Raw genomic sequence first — 23,145 nt, forward strand, 5'->3', positions numbered from 1 at the left:
TTTAGTCCTACCAATCATGACAGACCTATTTACCTGGATTCAAACGAATGATGTTACTGGTTCAATTTCACGATCGCTGCAATCTGCCACTCGCATTCCACAAGATCGCTTATTGAGTCAACTTTCACTCACTCGCTCTCAGCGTCAAAAAGTCAAGGATAGTATCAAAGCCATTCAGCTTCTCAAACAATTGCGGACAGCTAATCGACTTCCTACGATCGATGAGCAAATCCAGCTATGTCTTCATTTAGGGTCTGGGCTGAGTGCAGATCTTTTCGTTGACCCACCGAAATCAGAATGGGCAAAGCTGGCGACTGAACTGAAAGCGCTATTGACTCCTGAAGAATTCGCTCAAATGCGGGGGACAATGACCACAGCTTACTATACGCCACCTGCAATCGCTCAGTGCATTTATGAAGGACTCATTCGACTCGGTTGCAATGGCGGAGAATGGTTAGAACCAACGGTTGGCACAGGGCTATTTATCGGACTCGCACCCTCGGATTGGTCATGCCGTTGGACGGGCGTTGAGATTGATTCGATCAGTGGCAGCATTTGTCAGAGACTCTACCCAGAAGCAACCGTTTATCTTCAAGCTTTGGAACGGACTCGATTGGCTGTCAATCATTTTGATGGCTGTATTGGGAATGTCCCTTACTCGGAAGTTACGCCCTATGATCCGCAGTTTGTCAATTGGTCGCTTGATGGGTTGCACAACTATTGTTTAGCGCGATCGATTCAAGCCGTTCGTCCCGGTGGAATCATTGCCGTTCTGACTTCGGTTGGCACACTGCAATCAAAACGCAGTCAAGCATTTCGTGAACGAATTAGCAGCTTAGTTTGCCTGTTAGGCGCTTTCAAACTTCCGATGACTGCTTTCCGTAGTTTCAGTCATACCGATGCCCCCGCAGATTTGCTGTTTTTTCAAACGCTTGCACCGGGAGAAGATGGCAACGCTGAAGAATGGATTGATTTAGTCGAAAGCCCCATTCTGAATCCAGAAACGCAGGAACCGCTTTTGCTCAATCACTACTTTCGCACTCATCCGAATCATCTACTCGGTGAACTTGCGATCGATAAGCTCTACGCCAGCCCTCGACTCTCACTCCAACCGATTCATTCCAATTTACCAGAGGTGCTAAGTTATGCTCTGCGTGATCTACCAGAAAATGTTTACAGATCGCGCCCCCTTCACGTTACGCTCAGTTCCAGTTCACGAGATTCTCTGCCCATTCCTCCAGATTTGCAAGCCTCGGTCAAACCATTCGCCTACGTCTGGTATCGGGATCAGCCTTATCAATGCCGCGACGGGCAGCTTCGCCAAGTGGCGGTGAAAGGCATGAAGCGTAGACGGCTGTGGTGGCTGATTCAGATTCGCGATGCAGTGCGACGAGTGCTGAATATTCAATGGGAATCAGATGACGATCGCGAACTAGAACAAGCTCAAATCATTCTTAACCAACGCTACGACGAATTTATTACGCCGTACGGCTGGCTGCATTCTCAGGGCAATGAACTTGCGTTTGGAGATGATCCAGAATACCCGCTACTGCTGGCGTTAGAAGTTTGGAATCCAGATCGTCCAGAAGAAACAGAAAAAGCCGATTTATTCTTCAAGCGCACTCTAGTTCGAGTACCTGCGATCGACGAAGTGAAAACAGCAACAGAAGCCCTTGTTCACTCACTTGCCGATCGTGGGGCTGTCGATTTGGCATACATGAGTGAGTTGTATCGCAAGTCAGAAGCCAATATTGTGTCGGAGCTTCAGAGATCGGGAACGACACCGCTCATTTTCCGCGATCCCGATCTTGACAGTTGGATTATCGCTGAAGAATACTTGAGCGGCAATGTCCGACTTAAACTAGAACAAGCAGCCACAGCTTCACAGGAATCTCTTGTTTACTTGGTCAACGTTGAAGCACTCAAGCAGGTGCAACCCAAGCCGCTAAAGGCAGGACAAATCTACGCCCGTCTCGGTTCTCCCTGGATTCCAGTCGAGGTGATTGAGGACTTCATTCGTGAAACATTAGGAATTCAGGAAGCAAGCTCATCCAAGTTGCTGCGGGTGACTCATTCGATTCACAGTGCCCATTGGAAGGTTGAATATCGCGGCGCTAATAACACCTTGATTTCTTCGCAATACGGAACGAGCCGTGTTTCTGCAATTCGCTTGGTTGAACTGGCATTGAATCAGAAATTGCCTGCGGTGTATGACACGATCGACAAGGATACACGAGTCAAAAATCGGGACGAAACTCGTCGAGCCTTGCTGAAACAAGAACGTCTGAAAGAACTCTTCAAGCGCTGGATTTGGCAAGATTGGAAGCGAGCCACCGAACTGGTTGAAATCTATAATCGCGACTTCAATTGTTTGCGTCGTCGGCAATATGACGGCACTCATCTTAAAGGCAAGCTGCAAGGCGTTTCAGCAACCTGGCTAGATCGTCTCTACAATCCGAAACGGGCTTATCAACTGAATGCGATTTGGCGAATTATTAGTAGCAGCAATACCCTGATCCAGTACCCAACTGGGTCTGGGAAAACAGCGATAGCGATCGTTGCCGCTCAAGAAATGCGCCATCACCACCAATGCACCAAACCTGCTCTTGTCGTCAAAGATCACCTCGTTCTCCAGCAAGCAGCAGAAGCCGCACAAATCTATCCAGGATTGCGAATTCTCACGATTTCGACTCGTGATCTGGATTCGGCTAAAAAACGGCAGGAACTGGTTTCTCGTGCCGCAACTGGAGAATGGGACTTCATTGTGATGTCCCAAACGGCATTCAAGATGCTCAGACTGCGAACCGAAACAATTGATTCAATTATTGCAAATGAAACTGAGCGCGTTCGCAGCGAAGATGACAAACGCAAGCGTAGCGGGAAACGAGCGGCGAAACAGCTAGAGAAGAAAGTCGATCGCACAGAAGAGAAGATTCGAGAACACATCGACTCAGTGCAACGCGACAATACCGTTTACTGGGAAGATTTAGGCATTGATTTACTGCTGGTGGATGAGAGCCACGATTATTTAGGCTTGGCGACTGAAACACAGATGCAGGGCGTGTTGGGAATTTCGTCTTCTAACTCCGATCGCGCTTCAGATCTCTACTACAAAACTCAGTATTTAGCTCAATTACACGGACGAGACAAAGGCTTAGTTCTTCTAACGGCAACCCCGATTCAAAACACACTCGGACAAAGTTGGGTGAACTTAGTTTATCTCTGCCCGCAAGTTCTTAAAGCCAGAGGGATTCGTCACTTTGACTCGTTCATCTCAACGTTTGCTGAACCAAAAGTTTCTGCTGAGATCACCGCTGCGACAACACTTGAGATCAAGACACGCTTATCTAGCTGGTCAAATTTACCTGAGTTTCGAGAACTTTGGCTATTAGTCGCAGACATCGTTACTGAGTCGCAACTCGATATTGAAAAGCCGAGGCCAGATTATCAAACGGCTGAGATTCCCGCAACAGCCGCACAATTGAAGTTTTTCGATTACATTGCAGCACGAGCGAAAAAACTTCAGGGACGGCGATCCAAAACGGATAACTATCCACTCATCACCACTCACGTCAAACAAGGTGTCATTGATCTACGCTGTCTACCAAACTCGGTGTTACGCCAATTTCTAGATGATACCGAAATTGCAGTCTTGGCAAACGAACGCAGCAAGTTGGAGCAATTCATCGAGGATACCTATCAAACCTGGGCCGAAACACAGACAGAGCGATGTACTCAATTGCTGTTTGTCGATATTGGTCACGGGTTTATTCATCCGTATCTGAAGCGTCGTTTAATCGATCGTGGCATTCCAGAACATGAACTTGCCTTTGCTCAAGATGCAACTACTGACGAGCAGAAAGCTCAACTGTTTCGCCAAGTGCGCCAAGGCGATGTCCGAATTCTCTGTGGCAGTACGCCGACAATCGGAGTCGGAACTCAAATTCCAGACCGCCTCAAGGTGCTGCGGCATTTGGATTGTCCACTTCGTCCGACTGATCGCTGGCAGCGTGACGGACGCATTCTCCGACCCGGCAATATGCACTCAGAGGTCGAAATCGTTTCCTATGTCACGACAGGCAAGCCTTACCAGAACGAAGAGAATAAGCAAATTCAAGGACTTTCACCGGATTCATACCTTTATGAAGTCAATGTCCGCAAAGCTCGGTTTATCAAGGAAGGACTGTATCAAACTGATGAAACTGTAAGAACGATCGAGGACATTGACGAAACGACGCTCGATTTTAGCTTGCTCATGGCGACGGCAACCGGAGATCGACGATTGTTAGAAAAAGTAGAGTTGGATAACCAAATCCAAAAACTATTGATTGAGGAGCAAGATTGGCAAGGAACACAAATTGCGATCGCTCAACAACTCGATCAACTCCCTCACCAAATCGCGAGCGTTCAACAGGCTCTCAACGCCTACCAGCACGATGCACAAACACTGATTCCAACACAAGGAGAAGCCTTTCAACTGATGCTCAATGGTTCTCAAATTCCCTACACCACACGAAGTGAAGCGGCTCAAGCCCTACACGATATTGCAGCCGATTTGACCCAAAGTAGACGTGCTGCTAAACGAGCGATCGGCTCTTTTGCTGGATTTGAATTATGGATCGAGCATGAACCTATCTTTCAGTCTACTATCCTACGCTTACAAGGAGAACGCAGCTATGAAACGGAAGTTCGAGAAACCGCCAAAGGAACACTTCAAGCATTAGAACATTGTCCTGACCAAATCACAAGAGCAATTCAAACCTGTCATCAAACTCTACAGATGCTAACCGCAGAACTTGAACAAATTCATCCGCTCTTTGGACAATCCTTTGAGAAAGCGGACGTTCTCAAAGCTGCACTGGAACGGCAAGAGCAAATGAATGAAGCTCTGGGGCTGATGACCGAAGCTCAGATGGATGCAGTTGCTCTGGCTGCTTAGTTTACTCCCACATCCATGTCCTATTTTGGCGATCGCTACAGTCCTAATCCTGGTATCAATGACACGATCATATGGCTCCTCGATCACGGTTATCCGCCGCTCCCGATCGCGCCCTATCACGACCCGCACCAATACCCAAAGCTGCCAATTATTCCAAACACTGAACCACTCCCCCGGTTTACTGGGAAAAATCCTTCCTATCTCAATTTCAATGGCTATCCATCCCTCATCAAACATCAGGACTTTCAGCATCGCCTCCCCAGTTCCAGCGAAATCAAGCGCTGGTTTTGCGATCGGAGAACGGGAATCGCCACGATGGGAGGATGGAATAACACCGTTTGGCTTGATTTCGACGTGCATCGGTTTCAATCGATCGAAGACTGTCGAACAATTCTAGAAGCCTATCTAGAGTTTGCACCCTGTCTCAAATTGACCTTCATCGAAATCAGCCAGAGTCAGGGTTGGCATGTTGGAGTGCGCTGCAATCCATTGCCCGTTTTTTCTAACTTTGCTTTTCAACCCAAAAGCTTTCAAGCTGGTGAGATAATTGGTGAAGGAAAAATCATTGTATTAGCACCAACTCAAGGAAAAAATGGGCAATATCAATCGATTCAGCGAGTCATGCCGATTCAAATCGAATCACTTGATAGCATTAGCATCTTTGCTCGAACTCGGACAACGCAAACACTACGGGCGATCGAGCCTTTGAATATCTTTTCATCATTAACTGATCATCCCATTGCGATCGAACACCTAATTTGCCAGCGAGTGAAATTTCTACTTCAACAATTGAACGAAATTCCAGTTGGGCAAAGAAGCGATGTTCTCTGCTCGATCACACGAGAAGTTTTCGGCTGGGAGAACTGGCTGCAAAACTATCCCTACCGTTTAGCTCCATCGGCTGACACATTCTGTCAGATCGTAGGACAGCGATTAGAGCTAGATGCAGCGAGGATTCAGCGCATTCTCAATAGTCACTCTCACAGTGTTTCGATTCGGTATTCCATGCCTGCCATTTACCGCTATCTCGGTGAGGCAGGTTGCGATCGACAAGTTCAAAAAGCTGTTCGTTTTTCACACTCATCTTATTTCAAGGAAAGCTCTCATGACTCAAACCACAAAGCGTAAATCAACTAAATCAACGACGGCTAAAACCAAGCCAGTAGAAGTAGAAGCACCTATTGTTGAAGCGCAACCAGCAATCCCCGAAGGGCGATTAGCAACCGTGCAACAAGCAACGCTTTCAGAACTAACTCAGTTGGTTGTTAAAGCTGTCCCTTCTCAAGGAACGAATCCAGAACTCAAGTACTTGGTCATCGAAGCTTGTGCCGACACTCAGCAGCTTTTTCTACAAGGATTTGATCTGAAGATTGGAATGCGCGTTTGTCTACCTACGAATGTCGCACAATCGGGTAAGTTACTCGTTCCGCCATTACAGTTTTCCAGTCTGATCGAGAAAATGCCAAAGACTGCGATCACGCTGGAAGTCGCGCCTGGGGTGACTCAACTTCGATTACTGAGCGCGATCGCGCACAGCGAAATTCCTGCTAAACCCGCGACTCATTATCCAAAGCTGCCTGAACCCGATGGCACCATTGAGCTTTACGAACTGAATGCGAGAGAATTTCAACGATCGATTCGAGCGATCTCAATGTGCGCTTCCAAAGATGAAAGCCAAACACCCCATCACGGCGTTCAAATTCAACTATGGAAACAGTCTGAACAAATTTGTTTCAGCTTGTGTGCGGCAGATGGTCACGTTTTGGGACTGTATCAAACGACTACACTAGAACAAGAAACACCAGACTTTAATTGCATTGTTCGAGCCGATGCCCTAACGAAACTCTCTGAACTTTTAGATCTCAATGTCAGCGAAACAGTCGCGATCGAGCTTGAAAAATCCAAGCAAGCGCCAACCTCAATCGTTCGCTTTCGCTACGGTGAGAATAACGCGCATCACAGCCTGACTGTTCGAGTGTTAGAAGGAAATTTTTCAAACTATCGCAATATTTTGAGCAATCTGAGACAGCAAGTGCAAACCACCGTCACGATTGATCAAAGCCAGATCATTAGCTGTTTAGACCGCCATCTAGTTATGGTTACGAGCATTAATACAAGAGTGGTTAAATTTACGGCAACTTCAACCGGACTTGATACAGAAAGCAAATCTGCAAGCGGTGGGCACTGCGAATCAATCTCTGGGCAAATCAATGGAGCTTCTTTGACCACACACCTTAATGCAGCTAACCTTCAGCGAGTGATCCAAAAACTCAACCATACCGAAGCCAAGCTCCACATCATTGCTGAAAAGTCACCGCTTCTGATTGCTGCACCTGAGAGTGCTGCTGACCAACCCAGGTTGACTTTTCTACTGATGCCCGTCGAAATCTAGTAACTGTCCTATGACTCCTAACTTCAGTTCGATTCGAGATTATTTGAATCAAATGGGTCAATACCCCCTACTGACAGAAGACGAAGAGCAAGAATACGGCACTCAAATTCAGCAGATGATGACAATCCTCACTCGAAAGCAAGCTCTCGTTCAATCACTCGATCGCGAACCAACGCTGAATGAATTATCTCAGGCACTGCAAATCTCTACTACTGAGATTCAAGCAATTCTGCGAAAGGGCAATCGTGCTAAATCGAAAATGATCCAGCACAACTTACGCCTTGTAGTGTCAGTCATTAAAAAACGCCGCTTGCATTACAGCACAGAAGATTTTTTAGACTTAATGCAAGCTGGCAGAATTGGACTCGATCGTGCAGCTGAAAAGTTTGATCCAAAACTGGGCTACAAATTCTCAACCTATGCGGTCTGGTGGGTGCGGCAATTTATTGCGCGTGAGGTGATGGACAACGGGCGTTCTGTTCGTATTCCGGTTCACCTCTATGAAAAGTGGCATCGGATGCACAAGGTTCATCGACAGCTAACAATTCGCCTTAGTCGTAGCCCAACGCGAGAAGAACTCGCCGCTGAACTCGAAGTGTCGATCGAGCAATTAACCAAGCTACAGGAGACGTTTCAATCGATTGATTCTCTCGATCGTCCCATTAATTCTGATTCGGATGATCCATTAATCAATTTCATTGATGAGCAAATCGACACGTCAGCCTATGAAACACCAATAGAATCTGTTGATCGAATGCTTCTGCGCGACTCGATCGAACAAGCACTGGAAGGCTTAACCCAAAAGCAGCAAACTGTAATACGACTAAGGCTTGGGCTAGATAGCGATCCGATGACACTTGAGCAGATTGGGCAAATTCTCAATCTAACTCGTGAGCGCATTCGTCAAATTGAAGCTAAAGCTAAAAAAATTCTCCAGCGTAATCCAAACCTTCAACAGTACTTTCTCAATAAATAGCTTTCTCAATGCCTATGACTTCTTCAACAGATGATTCAATTTCGCCGACTGAGCCAGATGTGAATGGCTCAGATTCGAGAGAACTAACTACTTCAACCGAGCCTGAAAATGCTGATTCTCTGCCCTCACTGCTATTTCTTACCTTCACACTCTTGCCTGATGATCAAGATCCAAATGGGCGACTCATTCTGCCTGGAATTCACAGTCCTGATGAAGTGGCTCACTTGCTTCCAATGTTTCGAGAAAACCAATTGGATGAGGTGCGATCGCATCTTCCAACTTGGATTTCTGAATACGGACAAGTTCTTGCTCAACGCCAAATCGATCGAGCAAACGCCGAAGCTGCTAAACCCAAGCTAGACCCAACTGCAAAACAGAAATCCTCGTCCTTCAACCAACGCCCTGAGCATATAGAATCGAGCAAAAAGCTAACCCCAGCCAAGGAAGTGAAAGGGACACAGCGCAGTTTATTTGACTTACCATCATGACGACACCAAACGAATCTACAGAGCCAACAATTTCAGTGTTCTACGATGGCGATCGTTCAGCGATTCAACTTCCAGCCGCGATCGCGAACAATGACGAAGCTCTCAAAAGCACCCTCAGCGCCTATGGAATTGCCAGCGCCCGAACTGCTAAAGTTCAACGAAACGAAGATGGCACAATTACTTTGATCAAGCAGGCTGGACAAAATGGAGCGTCACTTGCTGCAATTCGGCAAATTTTGGAAGAGGCTCCTGCTCATCAAAATCCAGCGATCGCACTTTATCTGCAACTCCGCTATCAAAACTGGCAAAATGCTCTCACTCCGGAGTGTTTACTCATGATGCAAGAAAACATTCGCCAAGCCATGCACGAGGGCGAGATCGAGCAAAGAACGATTCAAACTGCATTGAGTCAACTCGATCGCAGAACGCCCTTACCTCTATCTCGACCCTTCTCTGGCTTTTAAGCGATGTCTTACCCGCCTCCCACAGTTCAAACCGTTCTTCCCATTTTGCCAATTCCGTCACTTTATGGGCATGAACTGGATTGGCTCAGAGCAATGGTTGTTGATCCAGACATTGCTCTAAGCTATTTAGAAACGGCTGAGTTACACCTCAAGCTGCGTTTTCTCTATCAGCATTTCTTCCCATTTGAATTTCGTCTGAGTACTGCAAGGCGTTACTGGGAGTCTGAGCAGCACAGTGAGGAAGAACTGGAGTTTTTTGCATTGATTCACGATCGACTTTTTTACCTACCTGTTGATGGTGATGAAGGTCTATGTACTGGCATTCCGATCTACTCAATCACGCCTGACTATTGGTACGACGAGTATGAATGGGAGGAGCTTGATATCCTAGAAAAACTCTTGCTAGGACTGTCCGAGCAGGTCGAGTGGGACATGGTTGAGCAAACATTTTTCGCAGTTCCGCTTTTGGCTCCGATCTCACCGAGCCAAATTGACTGGCAAAAATTCAAGCTCAATTGTGAATCAATGCCCGAGCCACTAAACTATTTTCACCTTGCAGTTCAGATGTTTGATCGCGATACTAACAATCCATTCATTGACAATCACGATTATGAATATGTCGATTTTTGGACGTGGAGTGTAGAAGCGATCGAGGAGCTAACTTATTACTATCGTAGAGCAATTCAGGCTCAGCAACACGTTCAAGTTTTAGTCGATTGGCTCACAGAGCGCCCTGCTCGGCTGATTCAACTGTTAGAACTTTGGAACCAGTCAGCAAAATCAATTCCGGCAGTTCCCAATATCAAAATTATGACCGCATCAGAGCTAAATCAGAATTGGTCAATTAGGCATGAATTTAGATGATTACCTCCAAATAGCAATATGACCATTTCATCCAATCTAATTCCTGAATTACTAGCTGATGCCCCGCGTCCGCTTATCAATGCTCAGGCAGAAATCATCTTTGCTGAGGATCAACTGCTTTATCATTATCGCGGCAAGAAAGGCGAACATCAGTATAAAGTGATCAGCCCATCAGCCGTTAAGCTTGCATTTGATCATCAAGAAGAAGATAGCGGTTGGCTTTCATCCAATGTTGTGCGACTTGGAAAAATGGGCGATCGACACTGGCTGATTCAAGTGCATCCACCTCAACGCTACACACTAACCCTGCTCCTGGATTCTCAATTTCGTCCTGTCGTTCAAGAGCGTGTTACCTTGACAATACCGCTACCTGGATTCGTTTTGTTTGCGATCGAGGCTCAAGTCTACCTTTGGGCGATCAAACAGAGCTTTGAACCCACGATTTCACTTTATCAGCCTCCACTCCCGAATGCAGCAAGTAACGGACTGCTGTGTTTTGGGCAGAATGAAAAACCGTTCGCAAATTCTCAAACGATTGATCGAATTTGGCAAACGTGGTGGGAGGGACTTTTCAACAGCCATCAAACAAACGGTAAATCAAAGCAATCTGAAGATATTCGATGGCAGTTGTGGAAGATCGCGAACTCAACGAAACGGAAATATCCCCTGAATGATCTATGCCCTTGCACTTGGAAAACTTGTGACGAGGCTTGTCACGCTATTTTGAATCACTCACCCCATTCTTGGCAACTATGACTCACTCACTGATCGGCTATCACTTTATTCATCAAGATAGCTTACCTCAACACTATGGCAGCATTCGAGATTACCTAATTGCAGGCAACGGTATTTTTATCCGTGCTGAACGACCTGACTTCAGCGCAATCATTCTAGTTCAATCGCTCTTGATTCCAGGGCTGAAATCAATCGCACCACGCCTTACGCTTCGTCGTCCTCGGATTAGTGCGAATTTAGTTACTCAAATGATTGGAATTGCAAACTCTCCTCGCCCCTTCGTCGAAACGCTATTCTATTTTCATTGGAGCCAGGATGAATGGAAATTAACTGTACCGTCTCAGATACAGACTCGCAATTCAGTTCAGCCAATTCTCTCTGAAGCATCCGACAATGATTATCAGACAGCGACGATCGAGGTTCATAGCCATCCGCCAAATGCAACGACCTTTTCAGCCGATGACACTCAAATCGCGACAGGCTTTCGGATTTTTGCCATCTTAGCGGACGTGGATACAGTTCCCAAGTTGATTACTCGTGTTGGCATTGATGGAATGTTTTGGTCAATTCCAGCGCATTGGGTTTTCGAGGTTTCAGAGTTTTAGGTAACGCTCATGCACATTATCAACACTGACTATCTAGAAGCTAAACCGATTTGGCTTGGCGAATTTGACCGAGTATTACTGGTTCTCATTGGATGCGGTGGCAATGGCTCATACATGGCAGAAACGATCGCCAGGTTTTGCCGATTACTAACACAGCAAGGAAAACGCGCTCAAGCTTTATTCATTGATCCACAGTCCGTTGAAATCAAGAACATTCCCAGACAGCGGTTTAGTGATGCGGAAATTGGACTCAACAAGGCTCAAGTTTTAGCGGCTCGTTATTCGTTGCTGTGGGGAGTGGAAATTCTTGCTTATCCAACACTTTTCAATGCTGACCTACTCCAAGGATATTATAACTGGCTGATTTTCCTGATTGGCTGTGTGGACGACGGACCTGCTCGAAGTGAGATCGCACAATCTCTAAATCAAAACTCTTCCTCTGATTTGCCGAAACGCTGGTGGCTAGATTTAGGTAATCATCGAGAATCCGGGCAAATCTTACTAGGCAGCGCTCCTACACCAAATCATCTGAGATGGGCATTTCAAACCCCTTCGCACTGTCTTACACTGCCATCTCCAGCTCTGGTACATCCTGAGATCCTTCTGCCTAGACCAGAGCAGCTAACCCATGCACCAATGAGTTGCGCGGAGATTGCCATACTGAATGCTCAATCTCAATCGGTTAACGGAATGTGTGCCGCGATCGCATCTGACTACCTCAATCGACTGTTATTTGGACAGTTAAAGAAATGGGCAACGTATTTTGATTTGGAGACAGGAACCACTCAAACTCGGTATAACTCCCCGCAAACGATCGCGCAGTTTATGAATCGGTGAACCATGCCAGGTTACTACTTTTATGGCAATGATGAGTTTGCAATCGAGCAAGCCATCTATACGCTCAAACAGTCGCTCAATATTAATTCTCTCAATAGTTCTATTGTCCGAGAGTCAAAAGATCGTGAGTTACGCCAAGCGCTCGAAACTGCGTTGACTCTACCATTCGGGTCTGGAGATCGTTTTATTTGGGTGCGAAACTTCCCTGCCATTGCATTCGGTCACGCGCTCTACCCGTTGCTCAAAGGAGTCTTAGCCGCTCCGCTAAGCACAACACATCTGATCTTCAGCAGTTCTGATGCACCAACTCAATTATTCAAGCAATGCACCCAGATCCGAAAGTTCGATCGCCTCCCACCCTGGCAAACTGACCAGATTCATAAATGGATTCAAACTACTGCAATCCAATTCGGTTTAAGGCTTCGTTCAGATACGATTCAAGTTCTTCAGCAAGCGATCGGGAACGATTCTCGCGCTTTACACCATGCGCTCGAAACGCTCGTTCTTTACAGCAACGGCGATGACACTCAGCTAATCCCGGCTGTCGTTGGAAACTTAATCACTTCAACGACAGCAACCGCGCTTGATCTTGCTCAAGCCCTGCTGGAGAGCAATCGAGAAAAAGCTTTGCGACTATTGGCGCAATTGATGACCCTGAATGAACCTGTTCTCAAAATCATTCGGACGTTAGCAAGTCGATTTCGACTGTGGCTTTGTGTGCGATCGCTGATCGAAGCAGGACAACATAACAATGCTCAGATCGCCCAAATCGCCGAGATTCGCAATCCTAATCAAGTCTACTTTTTGCGCCAAATGCTGGGAAGTACATCAACCGATCGTTTATGTAATTGTCTGAATGCAATTTTGCATACAGAGTTTGAAATTAAATCAAGTTCGAGCAGTTCATCAAATGTGCTGCACTTGCTTGTATTTGAAATTTGTGATCAACCCTAGGCAATCCCTTCAAAATGCTTCTGAAGATAGAGGAATAAGGTTTTAGAAATTTTTTCAATAAAAGAATCACTCACGAGTACAATAGCTTTTTGTTGTAGTGTGAGGGTAGTTCAATCATGGCATTTTCAATTTTGGCAGAAGACACCAGAGCAAAACTTGAGCAGGAACGCGATCGCTTAATCAACGAACGCGATGCAATTATTGAAGCGGCTGTCACACAGGCAACCGCCGAGATTGATCAGACATTACAACAGATCAACCATTTATTGGGAAGTGATAGCCCTACTGAGACAGCAAGTACCAGTAAAAAAGCACCTACACAATCTAAGCCCAAAGCAGCCACACAATCTAAGCCTAAAGCAGCACCCAAATCTCAGAAAGCTGCCGCAAAAGCGAAGCCCGTTGAAGTCGCATCAGAGCCGAAGGAATCAAAGTCTACTGCGACCACACAATCTTTGACCCTCAAGCGTACCTTCAAATCAATGACACCGACACAGGCAGTGCAGCAAATCATGCAGGGGGCAAGTGAGCCGATGACCACCGATGACGTGATCGGCTCGCTGTATCAATCGGTGAAAGAAGCGGATCTGAAAACTGCTCGAAAGAGTGTTGCCCTAATTCTCGGAAGAGGTTCCCACCAAGGCATTTATGAGAAAGTGCAGGAGAACCCTTCTCGCTATCAAGTAATAAACCTCCGGCAGAGCCGAAGGCTTTAACGTATGTGCGCCGCTCAAAGCGGCAGTTCAGCACCTCCTGAAGGAGGCATTCGGGCTACTCGTTGAAGAAATTCAATTGATCCACCCGCTGATCTTCTTTTTCTTGATCCCGGATGTACTGGCGCACTAATGCCTCATCACGTCCCACCGTCGAGACATAGTATCCTCTTGCCCAAAAGTGTTGTCCCGTAAAGTTCTTCCGCCGCCCCTGATACGTTCTCGCAATGCTAATCGCACTTTTGCCTTTGATGTATCCCATCACTTGCGACACCGAGTACTTCGGTGGAATTGAGATCAGCATATGCACATGATCGCTCATCAAATGTCCTTCCTCAATCCGACATTCCTTCTGCGCTGCCAACTCTCGGAACAATTCGCCTAAATGCTGCCGTAGCTCGTAGTACAACGCTTTTTTTCGATACTTGGGGATGAATACCACATGATATTTGCACTCCCACTTCGTATGACTTAAACTTCCGATATCTTTCATTTTGAGTCTCCTTGCACGAATCACTGTGTTCGTGCAAGGAGACTCTTTCTTAGATTCCCGGAACTGTCAAACTTTGTGAGTCCCCCAGCCGAGCTGGGGGTTTACCGAATTAATTAAAGCTTGAGACTCGTTTTTGCTAGTTGAACCAAGCCGCGAAGCCGAAAAAGCGTCCACCAAACACAGATAGAAGTTGTTGCCAAATATTAGCATCGGTCTGCTTACCTAGTTCCAGGTAGGGCGCAGGTGCAGTGCCTTGTACCCATAGCACTAAGTCTAAGTTGCGCGGCTGCGTAAACACTTTGTTGAGATTGATCCCTCGAACTTCACGCGATCTCCAGAATGGAACGAGTTTTTTGCCCGCTAATAATTCTTCCGACTCACCGACAAAACTGAGCCAGCTATCAATCATCGCTTGGGTCACGACAGCATTAGGAATCACACCCTTCTGCTTCGGATTCGGCAACCATTCTCGATCGTTATCTTTCTCCGCGACAATCAGCCTCCAAGAGTCGCGACTGAGCGCCAGTGTGGTTTGTAGATGCTGTAGTGCAGTTGTCAGTCGCTGTGGCTCCAGAACCGGAAAATTGATCAGATGAAAGAATGCAACAACATCGACCAGATCGAGATTGTCGCCGTACTGAAACACCTTACGACCGTTTGCTAGAAACGGATAAGGAGTTTGTGGTTTGGTGAACATCAAATGTGCCGTTGCATCAAACAATTGCTGCTCATCGTAGGCGAGAACTGTTTCCCCGATCGCGGCTAATAAGTTGCAGTATCCCCGCAGCCAAGCGACATCTCCGGCATCGAAGTTGATCGTAAAAGCTTTTGCAGTTTGCTCAGTCGCTCGAATTCCGGTGATGCGAGTGAGAACATTCCAGAAGGATTCAGTATTGTCGAGCTTGCCATCCCCGTTGAAGTCCATCCGGGTTAGTCCCAGTCGGATCGGCAGCTTGATGGTGGGATCTTGAATCGGATCAAGCGTTGATCGTACTTTTGCAAGATCAGTCAGCAAGGTCTGAAGTATCTGCCGCGTCTCTTCATAGGTGACAGTTTGCGGATTGGGATTGGTTGGGACAGGTAGACGCAGAATCGGAAAAAAGCTAGTGAAGGTATTTTGGCGGAGTCCATAGCGATAGAGCGACTGCATCAGTCGTTCTGTTCCGTCCATCAATTGCAGTATACCGACACTGAAGCGAGTGAGATCGTCGTTGGGGGTTTGTTGTAATTTCGTCAGCAGCGCAGTTTCGCCTGCTCGGAATTTGCCATGAATCAGATAAGATTCAAATTCTGGCGTTGCAGATTGACCACGCAAAGCGAAGGGAAACGCCAAGGAGATCAGTAACAAAATCAAACAGAGAAAGATTTGCATAAAAGCTCACAGGTGATCTGAGAAGCGAGGATGCTTTGTTATAGCTGCCGTCGTTTCTCAAAACTGAAAAGATGTGCCAGTTACTCGATCGTAGTCAAAGCCGTTTGATAAGCAGTCTGAACTTCAGGACTGAAGCACGCGAAAATCACTTTCTCGATCGTGCCATTGTCTTGCAGAAAGCTGACTGTTTCGCGGATCGCGATCGTACAAGCTTGCTCGATGGGATAGCCATAAATACCGCAGCTAATCGCTGGAAATGCAACCGTTCTCACGTGATGCAGAGTTGCCAATTTCAAGCTTTCACGGTAGCAAGAAGCCAGTAGTTCGGGTTCTCCTTGCGTGCTATCTTGCCAAACCGGGCCGACCGTATGAATCACAAACTTTGCGGGTAGCTGATAGCCTTTGGTAATCTTGGCTTGTCCAGTTTTACAGCCTCTGAGCATTCGACATTCTTCGAGGAGTTGTGAACCTGCGACGCGGTGAATTGCTCCATCCACGCCACCGCCACCCAAAAGAGATGTATTTGCAGCATTTACGATCGCATCGACTTCAAGTTTGGTGATATCTGCAATTCTAATTTCAAGTTTGTCGATCGCAGCCATCTGGATTTCCTCTCAATGCAACGAAGCAGAAGCTCTACCTTATGAGAATCATAGCCGAAGCAATCTCGCACTCGAAATCCTAATGATAAGAAGAAAATTAATATAGTTCATTTGTATTGATTTATCCAGACAATAGAAGTATTCTAAGAACAGAAAAACCAAAGTAATGATTCATTCTGCACAGCAGCAGTGCGATGTGTTTCAGGATTTAGCCATGCTAATTCTCGACCCGCCTTCGCAAACTCAACCTGTTGCAGAATCACAGCCTGCTTCGACTGCTAAAACTTCCAAAGCACCGACTGGTTTCACAATTCGGACGATCGAACGAGATTTACGTCTGTTTCACGAGGAGCGAATGTATTACGCAGAGATCAAAATCTGTGGCGGTGACTCACGAGTTGCTGCGATCGATGTCGAAGACTTCGCCCCACCTAGCGAAGTTCTGATTGCATGGCGAGCATTAGGGCGTAAAGCAAAACCGCCACAAATCAAGGTCTTTGAAGAACTGAAGCAAGCGATCGCAGATCTCACTGAAGAACGGCGCAAAATCTATGCTGAATGCACGATCGATCTACTCCCGTATCGTGCGATTCCTGGTTCTAGTTTTGGTCACTTTATTGATCGATTTCGAGCGTTGCAAGGGCTGAGTGTCGAAAAGCTCAATCAGGTTTTGGCAGCGTATCGATCGTCAAAAGAACGGTGGTTGCGTGAGGAAATTCAGCCGATGATCGCGGCAGGCCAACTGTGTGATGAGCAAACTCAGCGTCGATTAGAAGTCTATGCAAGACGCTATCCCAAAATCGAGAAAATTCAGCAGCGATTCGGTGTTCAACTGAAAGGTCCGTTCCGCCTTGAAAGCTTTCAAGATGCAGTTCAACGCGATACAGCCTTGAAGCAATTGGATTTGGAACGATCGCAAGCGCAATTAATGCTGACTCAATCTCAAGCAGAACAGCAAAAAGCAGAAACGGAAATTCAAATTGCACAATCTCAGGCAAATGCAGAACTGAATGCCTTACAGCAGGCATTCAGCTATCAACAGCAACAGATTAGAGGTGCGATCGATCAAAAGATCGTTGAGCTACGGAGTCAAATTCTCAAACTGCTCATTCACAACTTGCGAAAGCTTCTGAACAAAGACTACTGCCCTGGCAAACTTCCAACTGGACTAAAGCAACAGTTTCAAAGTTTGGCAGAAAGTGCTGCTGTTTTGTCTGAGCATGATCACTCACTTGCGGAGGTGCTGACTCACTTAAATCAAGTTCAATCAACTGCAACAAATCAGCGTTCTGAACATGATTTGCTGCGATCGCAAGCCAGCGATTTGTTAGCCGATCTCGAAGTAAAACTTCAAACTCCAGACCTCGATCGGATTGAATCAGAAGGCATTGATCGATCCGATTGGGTCGTATTCGGCGAGTAACCATTCAACTTGGAGAGTAACTGTCACGTACCCCGCGCTGAAGCGACGGGGCTTGAATAAGCTCAAGCCATAGAGCGAACTTCGAGACTAAACACGCGACTAGCTCAGTCCGAAAGGACAACTGAAGATTCTAGTACGTGGCAGTACAACCGACACTAGGAACGCCTCCCTAATTTCTAGCCGCTCGGAATCTCAGTAGCGAAGGGAAGTACACAATGAGGCTTATCGCCATGCAATCTGTACCAGTTGTCGATAAAAATCAGCGTCCCTTGATGCCAACGACTGCACAACGCGCAGAACGTTGGATCAAATCTGGGAAAGCAACGCCATTTTGGAAGCGCGGTGTGTTCTGTGTTCGACTGAACGTAGAGCCTTCATCCCGATTCACTCAACCGATTGCAGTCGGGATTGATCCGGGTTCAAAGCGCGAAGCGTTCACGGTTAAGTCAGCAACTCGCACCTATCTCAACATGCAAACTCATGCTGTTGACTGGGTGAAAGCGGCTGAGGAAGCTTCGACGAATATGCGACGTGCGAGACGGTTTCGTAAGACTCCATGCCGCAAGCCTCGGTTTAACCGGAAGCGGGGTGGAATTCCACCTTCTACGAAAGCGCGGTGGCAGTGGAAATTACGCATCTGTCATTGGCTGACAAAGCTGTTCCCTGTCATAGCTTTCGTCGTCGAAGACATCAAAGCGAAGACCTTCAAGAATGGTCGCAAGTGGAACATCATGTTTTCCCCGCTTGAAGTGGGTAAGAAGTGGTTCTATTCAGAGTTAGAGCGAATTGCAATTCTTCATACCTTGCAAGGTCACGAAACCGCAGAACTTCGGAGTCAGTTAGGACTCAAGAAATCAAAGCAGAAGTTATCAGACAAGTTTGAAGCGCACTGTGTTGATAGTTGGGTATTAGCGAACTGGTACACCGAAGGACACGATAAGCCTGATAACACTCAGTTAATCGTGATCATTCCGCTCCGGTTTCACCGTAGACAATTGCACCGATTTCAACCAGGTAAAGGTGCAATTCGTTCACCCTATGGTGGAACGATCTCGGAAGGGTTCAAGCGCGGTGGAATTGCTAGGCATCCAAAATACGGCATTGTCTACATTGGCGGCGCGTCTAAAGGTCGGGTAAGTCTGCATTCCCTCGAAACAGGTAAGCGGTTGACTCAGAACGCGAAACCTTCAGATACCAAGTTTTTGTCTTTTAACTCGTGGCGATTCTATGTCCCTGCCGAACAGGTAGGGGGATAAAGCCCCGCGTTGTGTTTTCCTCCCAGACCTGAAGGTGCTGGGTTTCCAACACTATCGGAGATTTCTTATGAGCCACTTTGCAACGATTAGCACTCAACTGAACAACCGAGATGCTCTGATCGAAGGATTGAGAGCATTACTGACTGAAAAAGGAATTGCTGCCGAAGTTGAAGTTCATGACCATCCGACTGCACTGATTAGCGACTACGATCGACGCAATCAAGCCCAAGCCGAAATCATCATTCGTCGCCAACATCTGCACACCCCCCAACGTCAAGCACAGTTGGATGTCGGTTTCCGATGGAATGAGCAGCAGGACTGCTTCGCGCTTGTAGCTGATGCTTGGGACTTTAACCAAAATGCGCTCGGTTTAGCCTTTCTGAGAACGCAACGCCAAAAAGGCACCCTCAGCCCGATCGAGCATTTTCGTGAAGAAGTGCAGTTTCACCATGACGAAGCAGTGATTCAGCATAACTATCCGGCACATCTTTGGACTCGTGAAGATGTCGTACTAGACGATGGCTCGATCGAAACGACGCTGACCCAAGTTGTTCAGATCTCAAGCGAAACCGTTGGCAGTGCTTGGTAATTCATTGGAGGTAGATCAATGACTCAGATCAAAATTGTCCGCAAACGGGGACAAGCTATGAAAGTCGAAGTCATGGGGCATCAAGGAGCAAGCTGTACCCAACTGACAAAGCCGTTAACTCAACTGGGTGAAACCGAAGTGGAACTGAAACCCGAATACCATGAACAACCCGTTCAAGTGAACACTGATATCTCGATTGGAGGCTGGTAATAATGGCATTCGATGTTGCGCAACTGAAGCTGTATTTCAACGCCAAAATGTCTACGATCGCGATCGATACCCGAACTGCGTCGGAACCGGATCTCATTTTGCGATCGCTCGTCACAGAGTATGCCATCCCGAAGAACTTACAGGTGCTTCACTGGGATGCGTCGCTAGGCGTGAGTGGACTTGAAACGCTGACCCCGCAGTACAAAGGCAAACAACTCACCGGAGTGGTTGCTGTCCCAGGCGTGAAAATCGCGACAAATCTCCACATGGTTGAAGCGGTGTTGCGCTACATCGAATCTGCTTGTCAAACTCAAGCTAAAGGTGAATCCGATCAACAATCTCGCCCGACTCTATTTGTGCTACGAGATCTTTACCGCTACATTGCAGCTAGGGACTCAAATCCCGCTTTTGTGAGACTGTCGGTACGTGTGTTTAATTTGCTGAAGCGATCGCAAAACTCCTTGATCATTTTGCACGATGGTTTGCGAACACCGCCAATTTTCCAAGATCTGGTGGTGGATATGCAAAATCCCTTACCCTTAGCGACGGAAGCTGAGGCAATCTTCGAACACAGGCTCAAAGCCCTTCAACGCAGTGCTAAAGCTCAATCTCAATCGTTTGAAGTGAACTTGTCCGAAGACGATCGCAAACGTCTCATTCGCGCATTGCTCGGCATGACTCCCGAAGGCATAGATGACGCGATTCAACTGGTTGCAATCAAGCGTAAACGACTCGAAGCACAGTCGATCGATGACATTCTCGAAATCAAAAAGCAACAGTTTGCAGCACGCGGAATTCAATATGCCAAAGCACCCGATGTTCCAGTGAAAGGAATGCCCGTGCTGCAATCTTGGGCAATCACACAAGCGGCACTTCTAGAACCAGAAGCACAGGAAAGCTGGAATCTACCTTTTCCGCGAGGTGTTTTACTCGTAGGCTACGGTGGAACGGGTAAAACACTCGGAATTAAGTGTCTTGCGAAAGAATGGGGACTGCCGATTCTGATCCTCGATACCAGTAAGCTCGTGCAAAAAGAACTTGGAGCATCAGAAGAAAATCTCAGACAAACGATCGCAGCAGCCGAAGCAATGGCTCCCTCGATTCTGTTCATTGATGAAATGGACAAAATGTTCGATGGTGGAACTGGCAGCGAATCTGATGGCGGGACAACAAAACGGATGTTTGGCTACTTCCTGCAATGGTTTCAAGAACATACCTCAGCGGTCTTCGTAGCAGCAACAGCAAACCGTCCCGGATGTTTCAAACCAGAACTTTTACGGCGATTCTCTGAGGTGTATCACGTTCCATTACCAAATTTAGCGGCTCGTCGTGAAATCTTCCAAGTTCAGATGCAACGCTACAAATTGCTGAGTCCTAATGCTGATCTCGAAAATCCAGCCGTTCAAGCCTTAATCGAACCGCTTGCCCGTCACACCGATCGCTATACCGGAAGCGAAATTCACGACATCGTGTTTGCTTGTGCGGCTCAAGCCTATGCTCAACGCCGACCTGGACAAGTCACGATCGAAGATCTCCACGCGCAAATTGAACGCAAACCACCGCGATCCCTAGGTGATGCTGAAGAACTTGCAGCCCTCGATCGTTGGGCACGAAACGGACAAGCATTATGTGTTGCACCGGAGATCGAGGAGCAAATTGAAAGCGATCGCACTGTCGTTTGGGAAGAAAACTAGGAGGCTGCGATGTGTATTTGTGTGAATTGCCAATTTGTCGATCGCTGCATTGCATATTACCAAGTTGAAACCAGTCATCAAAAACCTCATCAAAATCTATCTCCTGATTTTCAGCCGCGTCAGCCTCAAATCAGAGTTCATCGGCAACCCGCGCAGATGGAATTCGACATTGTGAATTGCGGCAGTTTCCAAGCACAAGAAAATTTGTCAAACGTTTGAGGAAATTTGTCATGACTTCCGATCAGTTTCCAGATCTTTCGAGTGCGATCGCCTCGGTTCATCTGATTTGTGTAGACAGTCGTAGCAATCACAACAAATTCTGGCAAGGCTATGTTTTACTCGATGGGACAGTATTTGCAAAATATGGACGAGTGAATTACAAGGGACAAACCCACTCCTATGTCTGCGGCAATATCGTAGAGGCACAAACGAAATTACAACAAATTGTGCGGGACAAAAAAGCCAAGGGCTACATGGAGGCAGAAGTCGATCGCACTCCCAATCAATCGATCAATTTTGAAGTTCTTGGCAAACGCGCCAAATCGCTCAAAGCGCAAATTCATCACCTCGCAATCGATGCCGCGATTATTCACGAACAGACCTCAATTCGATTCAATCCAGAGAAAGGGCAGTACCAAACTGGATTAGGGGCAGTGACTCATCAAACGGTGGCTCACGCTCAAACCGCCCTTGATCGCGTCTTGTATGCTCAGGAATCACGAAATAGACAGGACTTAGCTCAGGCGGTTGAGGCTTATTTGCGCTTGATCCCATTGCCTGTAGGCATGTCGCTGAACCCTACAGCATTAATCGGAAACATAAATCAGGTTGAAACTCAGCGACACGTTCTAGAAACTCTGAAAACAGGACTCGATCGCATTGCTGAAATTCGCAGACAAATCCAGGTTGAACTCGCTGCCCAAGTTGTTGAGCAAACGGAGCGATCGTTCTGGATGAACTGGGGTGAAACAGAAGTAGCCGGAATAGAAATTGAATTCAGCGACACGCGCTCAGATTGTGTATTGTGGGACTAAACGGAAAAAATTCTAATGATCCATGCCCTTAGATAAGTCTAATATCTTGGACTTTTCCGGTGGATCGGTACTTCCAAAGGCAGTACCAGTCTGGATTTGCGCCCATAATCTAAAATTTGGGGTATGCTGGTTTCACGTCGATTCATGGCTTACCCAATGAACCTGCCTGTCTCTGCTTCTACATTCGCTGAATGGCTGCACTTCCAGCGACATAAGAAGGGTATTCGCCAGAAAGAACTGGCGAAGGCGTTGAACATTAGCCACAAAACAGTGAGCGCGTGGGAGACAGGCTACAGCATTCCAAAACTCAATCCTGAGCAAACTAAAATTCTCTGTGAAATGTTGGAGTGCTCGTTTGAGGAGTTAGCAGAAGCGTTTGCTCAGTCTCAAGCCATTGAGCGTGTTGCTTCTTGAGGTCAGAAAATTGATTTTTGATATTACATTTTGTTACAATGCGCCACTCGATTTTAAAAATGGCATCGAAGTGCAGCTCTCTTACGATCGA

Annotated in this window: 23 protein-coding genes; 20 read left to right on the forward strand and 3 right to left on the reverse strand. The window is 46.8% G+C overall.

The window, feature by feature from the left end:
* Positions 1-16: 16 nt before the first annotated feature.
* The 12 genes from LEPBO_RS39125 (at position 17) to LEPBO_RS0132480 (ending at position 13,970) form a co-directional block, all read left to right on the forward strand.
* Entirely contained in the window at positions 17-4,939 is a 4,923-nt protein-coding gene (locus LEPBO_RS39125; protein ID WP_017291766.1) for a DEAD/DEAH box helicase, read from the forward strand.
* A gap of 15 nt (positions 4,940-4,954) precedes the next feature.
* A complete protein-coding gene (locus LEPBO_RS43515) occupies positions 4,955-6,067 on the forward strand; it encodes a bifunctional DNA primase/polymerase (RefSeq protein ID WP_017291767.1) in 1,113 nt (370 codons plus the stop codon).
* Positions 6,045-7,331, forward strand: coding sequence for a beta clamp domain-containing protein (locus tag LEPBO_RS0132435; protein WP_017291768.1), 1,287 nt, complete (start codon positions 6,045-6,047; stop codon positions 7,329-7,331). Before LEPBO_RS43515 ends, LEPBO_RS0132435 begins: the two co-directional genes overlap by 23 nt.
* A gap of 10 nt (positions 7,332-7,341) precedes the next feature.
* Positions 7,342-8,307 carry a sigma-70 family RNA polymerase sigma factor gene (locus tag LEPBO_RS39130; protein ID WP_017291769.1) on the forward strand — a complete coding sequence of 322 codons (966 nt, stop codon included), beginning with the start codon at positions 7,342-7,344 and terminating at the stop codon, positions 8,305-8,307.
* Between the two features lie 14 nt (positions 8,308-8,321).
* On the forward strand, positions 8,322-8,795 hold the full coding sequence (locus tag LEPBO_RS0132445; protein WP_017291770.1) for a hypothetical protein: 474 nt from the start codon (positions 8,322-8,324) through the stop codon (positions 8,793-8,795).
* Positions 8,792-9,259 (forward strand): hypothetical protein, encoded by a 468-nt coding sequence (locus LEPBO_RS0132450; protein ID WP_017291771.1) that lies wholly within the window; start codon positions 8,792-8,794, stop codon positions 9,257-9,259. The genes LEPBO_RS0132445 and LEPBO_RS0132450 overlap by 4 nt, the downstream gene beginning before the upstream one ends.
* A 3-nt stretch (positions 9,260-9,262) precedes the next feature.
* Complete coding sequence (locus tag LEPBO_RS0132455; RefSeq protein WP_017291772.1) at positions 9,263-10,123, forward strand: hypothetical protein; 861 nt, start codon at positions 9,263-9,265, stop codon at positions 10,121-10,123.
* An 18-nt stretch (positions 10,124-10,141) separates the two neighbouring features.
* Positions 10,142-10,879: a hypothetical protein gene (locus LEPBO_RS0132460; protein WP_017291773.1), complete on the forward strand. Its 738-nt coding sequence runs from the start codon at positions 10,142-10,144 to the stop codon at positions 10,877-10,879.
* Complete coding sequence (locus tag LEPBO_RS0132465) at positions 10,876-11,463, forward strand: hypothetical protein (protein ID WP_017291774.1); 588 nt, start codon at positions 10,876-10,878, stop codon at positions 11,461-11,463. The genes LEPBO_RS0132460 and LEPBO_RS0132465 overlap by 4 nt, the downstream gene beginning before the upstream one ends.
* A gap of 9 nt (positions 11,464-11,472) precedes the next feature.
* Positions 11,473-12,300, forward strand: a complete 828-nt coding sequence (locus tag LEPBO_RS0132470) for a ThiF family adenylyltransferase (RefSeq protein WP_017291775.1) — start codon at positions 11,473-11,475, stop codon at positions 12,298-12,300.
* 3 nt (positions 12,301-12,303) lie between these two features.
* The gene (gene holA / locus LEPBO_RS0132475) at positions 12,304-13,254 is read left to right on the forward strand and encodes a DNA polymerase III subunit delta (RefSeq protein ID WP_017291776.1); all 951 of its coding nucleotides are present in this window, start codon (positions 12,304-12,306) and stop codon (positions 13,252-13,254) included.
* Between the two features lie 116 nt (positions 13,255-13,370).
* Entirely contained in the window at positions 13,371-13,970 is a 600-nt protein-coding gene (locus tag LEPBO_RS0132480) for a hypothetical protein (protein WP_017291777.1), read from the forward strand.
* A 55-nt stretch (positions 13,971-14,025) separates the two neighbouring features.
* Here the strand turns inward: LEPBO_RS0132480 and tnpA are convergent, their stop codons facing one another.
* The 3 genes from tnpA to LEPBO_RS0132495 form a co-directional block, all read right to left on the reverse strand.
* Positions 14,026-14,460, reverse strand: a complete 435-nt coding sequence (gene tnpA / locus LEPBO_RS0132485) for an IS200/IS605 family transposase (RefSeq protein WP_017291682.1) — start codon at positions 14,458-14,460, stop codon at positions 14,026-14,028.
* Positions 14,461-14,596: 136 nt separating this feature from the next.
* Entirely contained in the window at positions 14,597-15,832 is a 1,236-nt protein-coding gene (locus LEPBO_RS0132490) for a hypothetical protein (protein WP_017291778.1), read from the reverse strand.
* 80 nt (positions 15,833-15,912) lie between these two features.
* Positions 15,913-16,434: an O-acetyl-ADP-ribose deacetylase gene (locus tag LEPBO_RS0132495; protein WP_017291779.1), complete on the reverse strand. Its 522-nt coding sequence runs from the start codon at positions 16,432-16,434 to the stop codon at positions 15,913-15,915.
* Positions 16,435-16,600: 166 nt separating this feature from the next.
* Between LEPBO_RS0132495 and LEPBO_RS0132500 the strand changes: the two genes are divergently transcribed.
* The 8 genes from LEPBO_RS0132500 (at position 16,601) to LEPBO_RS0132535 (ending at position 23,054) form a co-directional block, all read left to right on the forward strand.
* Positions 16,601-17,857: a hypothetical protein gene (locus tag LEPBO_RS0132500; protein ID WP_017291780.1), complete on the forward strand. Its 1,257-nt coding sequence runs from the start codon at positions 16,601-16,603 to the stop codon at positions 17,855-17,857.
* A 230-nt stretch (positions 17,858-18,087) separates the two neighbouring features.
* A complete protein-coding gene (locus LEPBO_RS0132505; RefSeq protein ID WP_017291781.1) occupies positions 18,088-19,113 on the forward strand; it encodes an RRXRR domain-containing protein in 1,026 nt (341 codons plus the stop codon).
* A gap of 67 nt (positions 19,114-19,180) precedes the next feature.
* Complete coding sequence (locus tag LEPBO_RS40575; protein WP_017291782.1) at positions 19,181-19,702, forward strand: DUF1257 domain-containing protein; 522 nt, start codon at positions 19,181-19,183, stop codon at positions 19,700-19,702.
* Between the two features lie 18 nt (positions 19,703-19,720).
* Entirely contained in the window at positions 19,721-19,912 is a 192-nt protein-coding gene (locus LEPBO_RS0132515) for a DUF2997 domain-containing protein (protein WP_017291783.1), read from the forward strand.
* 2 nt (positions 19,913-19,914) lie between these two features.
* Positions 19,915-21,606 (forward strand): AAA family ATPase, encoded by a 1,692-nt coding sequence (locus tag LEPBO_RS0132520; RefSeq protein ID WP_017291784.1) that lies wholly within the window; start codon positions 19,915-19,917, stop codon positions 21,604-21,606.
* Positions 21,607-21,615: 9 nt separating this feature from the next.
* Positions 21,616-21,825 carry a Ycf34 family protein gene (locus LEPBO_RS0132525; RefSeq protein WP_017291785.1) on the forward strand — a complete coding sequence of 70 codons (210 nt, stop codon included), beginning with the start codon at positions 21,616-21,618 and terminating at the stop codon, positions 21,823-21,825.
* Positions 21,826-21,836: 11 nt separating this feature from the next.
* Entirely contained in the window at positions 21,837-22,640 is an 804-nt protein-coding gene (locus LEPBO_RS0132530; protein WP_017291786.1) for a WGR domain-containing protein, read from the forward strand.
* A gap of 123 nt (positions 22,641-22,763) precedes the next feature.
* Positions 22,764-23,054 (forward strand): helix-turn-helix transcriptional regulator, encoded by a 291-nt coding sequence (locus LEPBO_RS0132535; RefSeq protein ID WP_225903988.1) that lies wholly within the window; start codon positions 22,764-22,766, stop codon positions 23,052-23,054.
* Positions 23,055-23,145 lie beyond the last annotated feature (91 nt).

Source organism: Leptolyngbya boryana PCC 6306 (assembly GCF_000353285.1).
GTDB classification, from domain to species: Bacteria; Cyanobacteriota; Cyanobacteriia; order Leptolyngbyales; family Leptolyngbyaceae; genus Leptolyngbya; species Leptolyngbya boryana.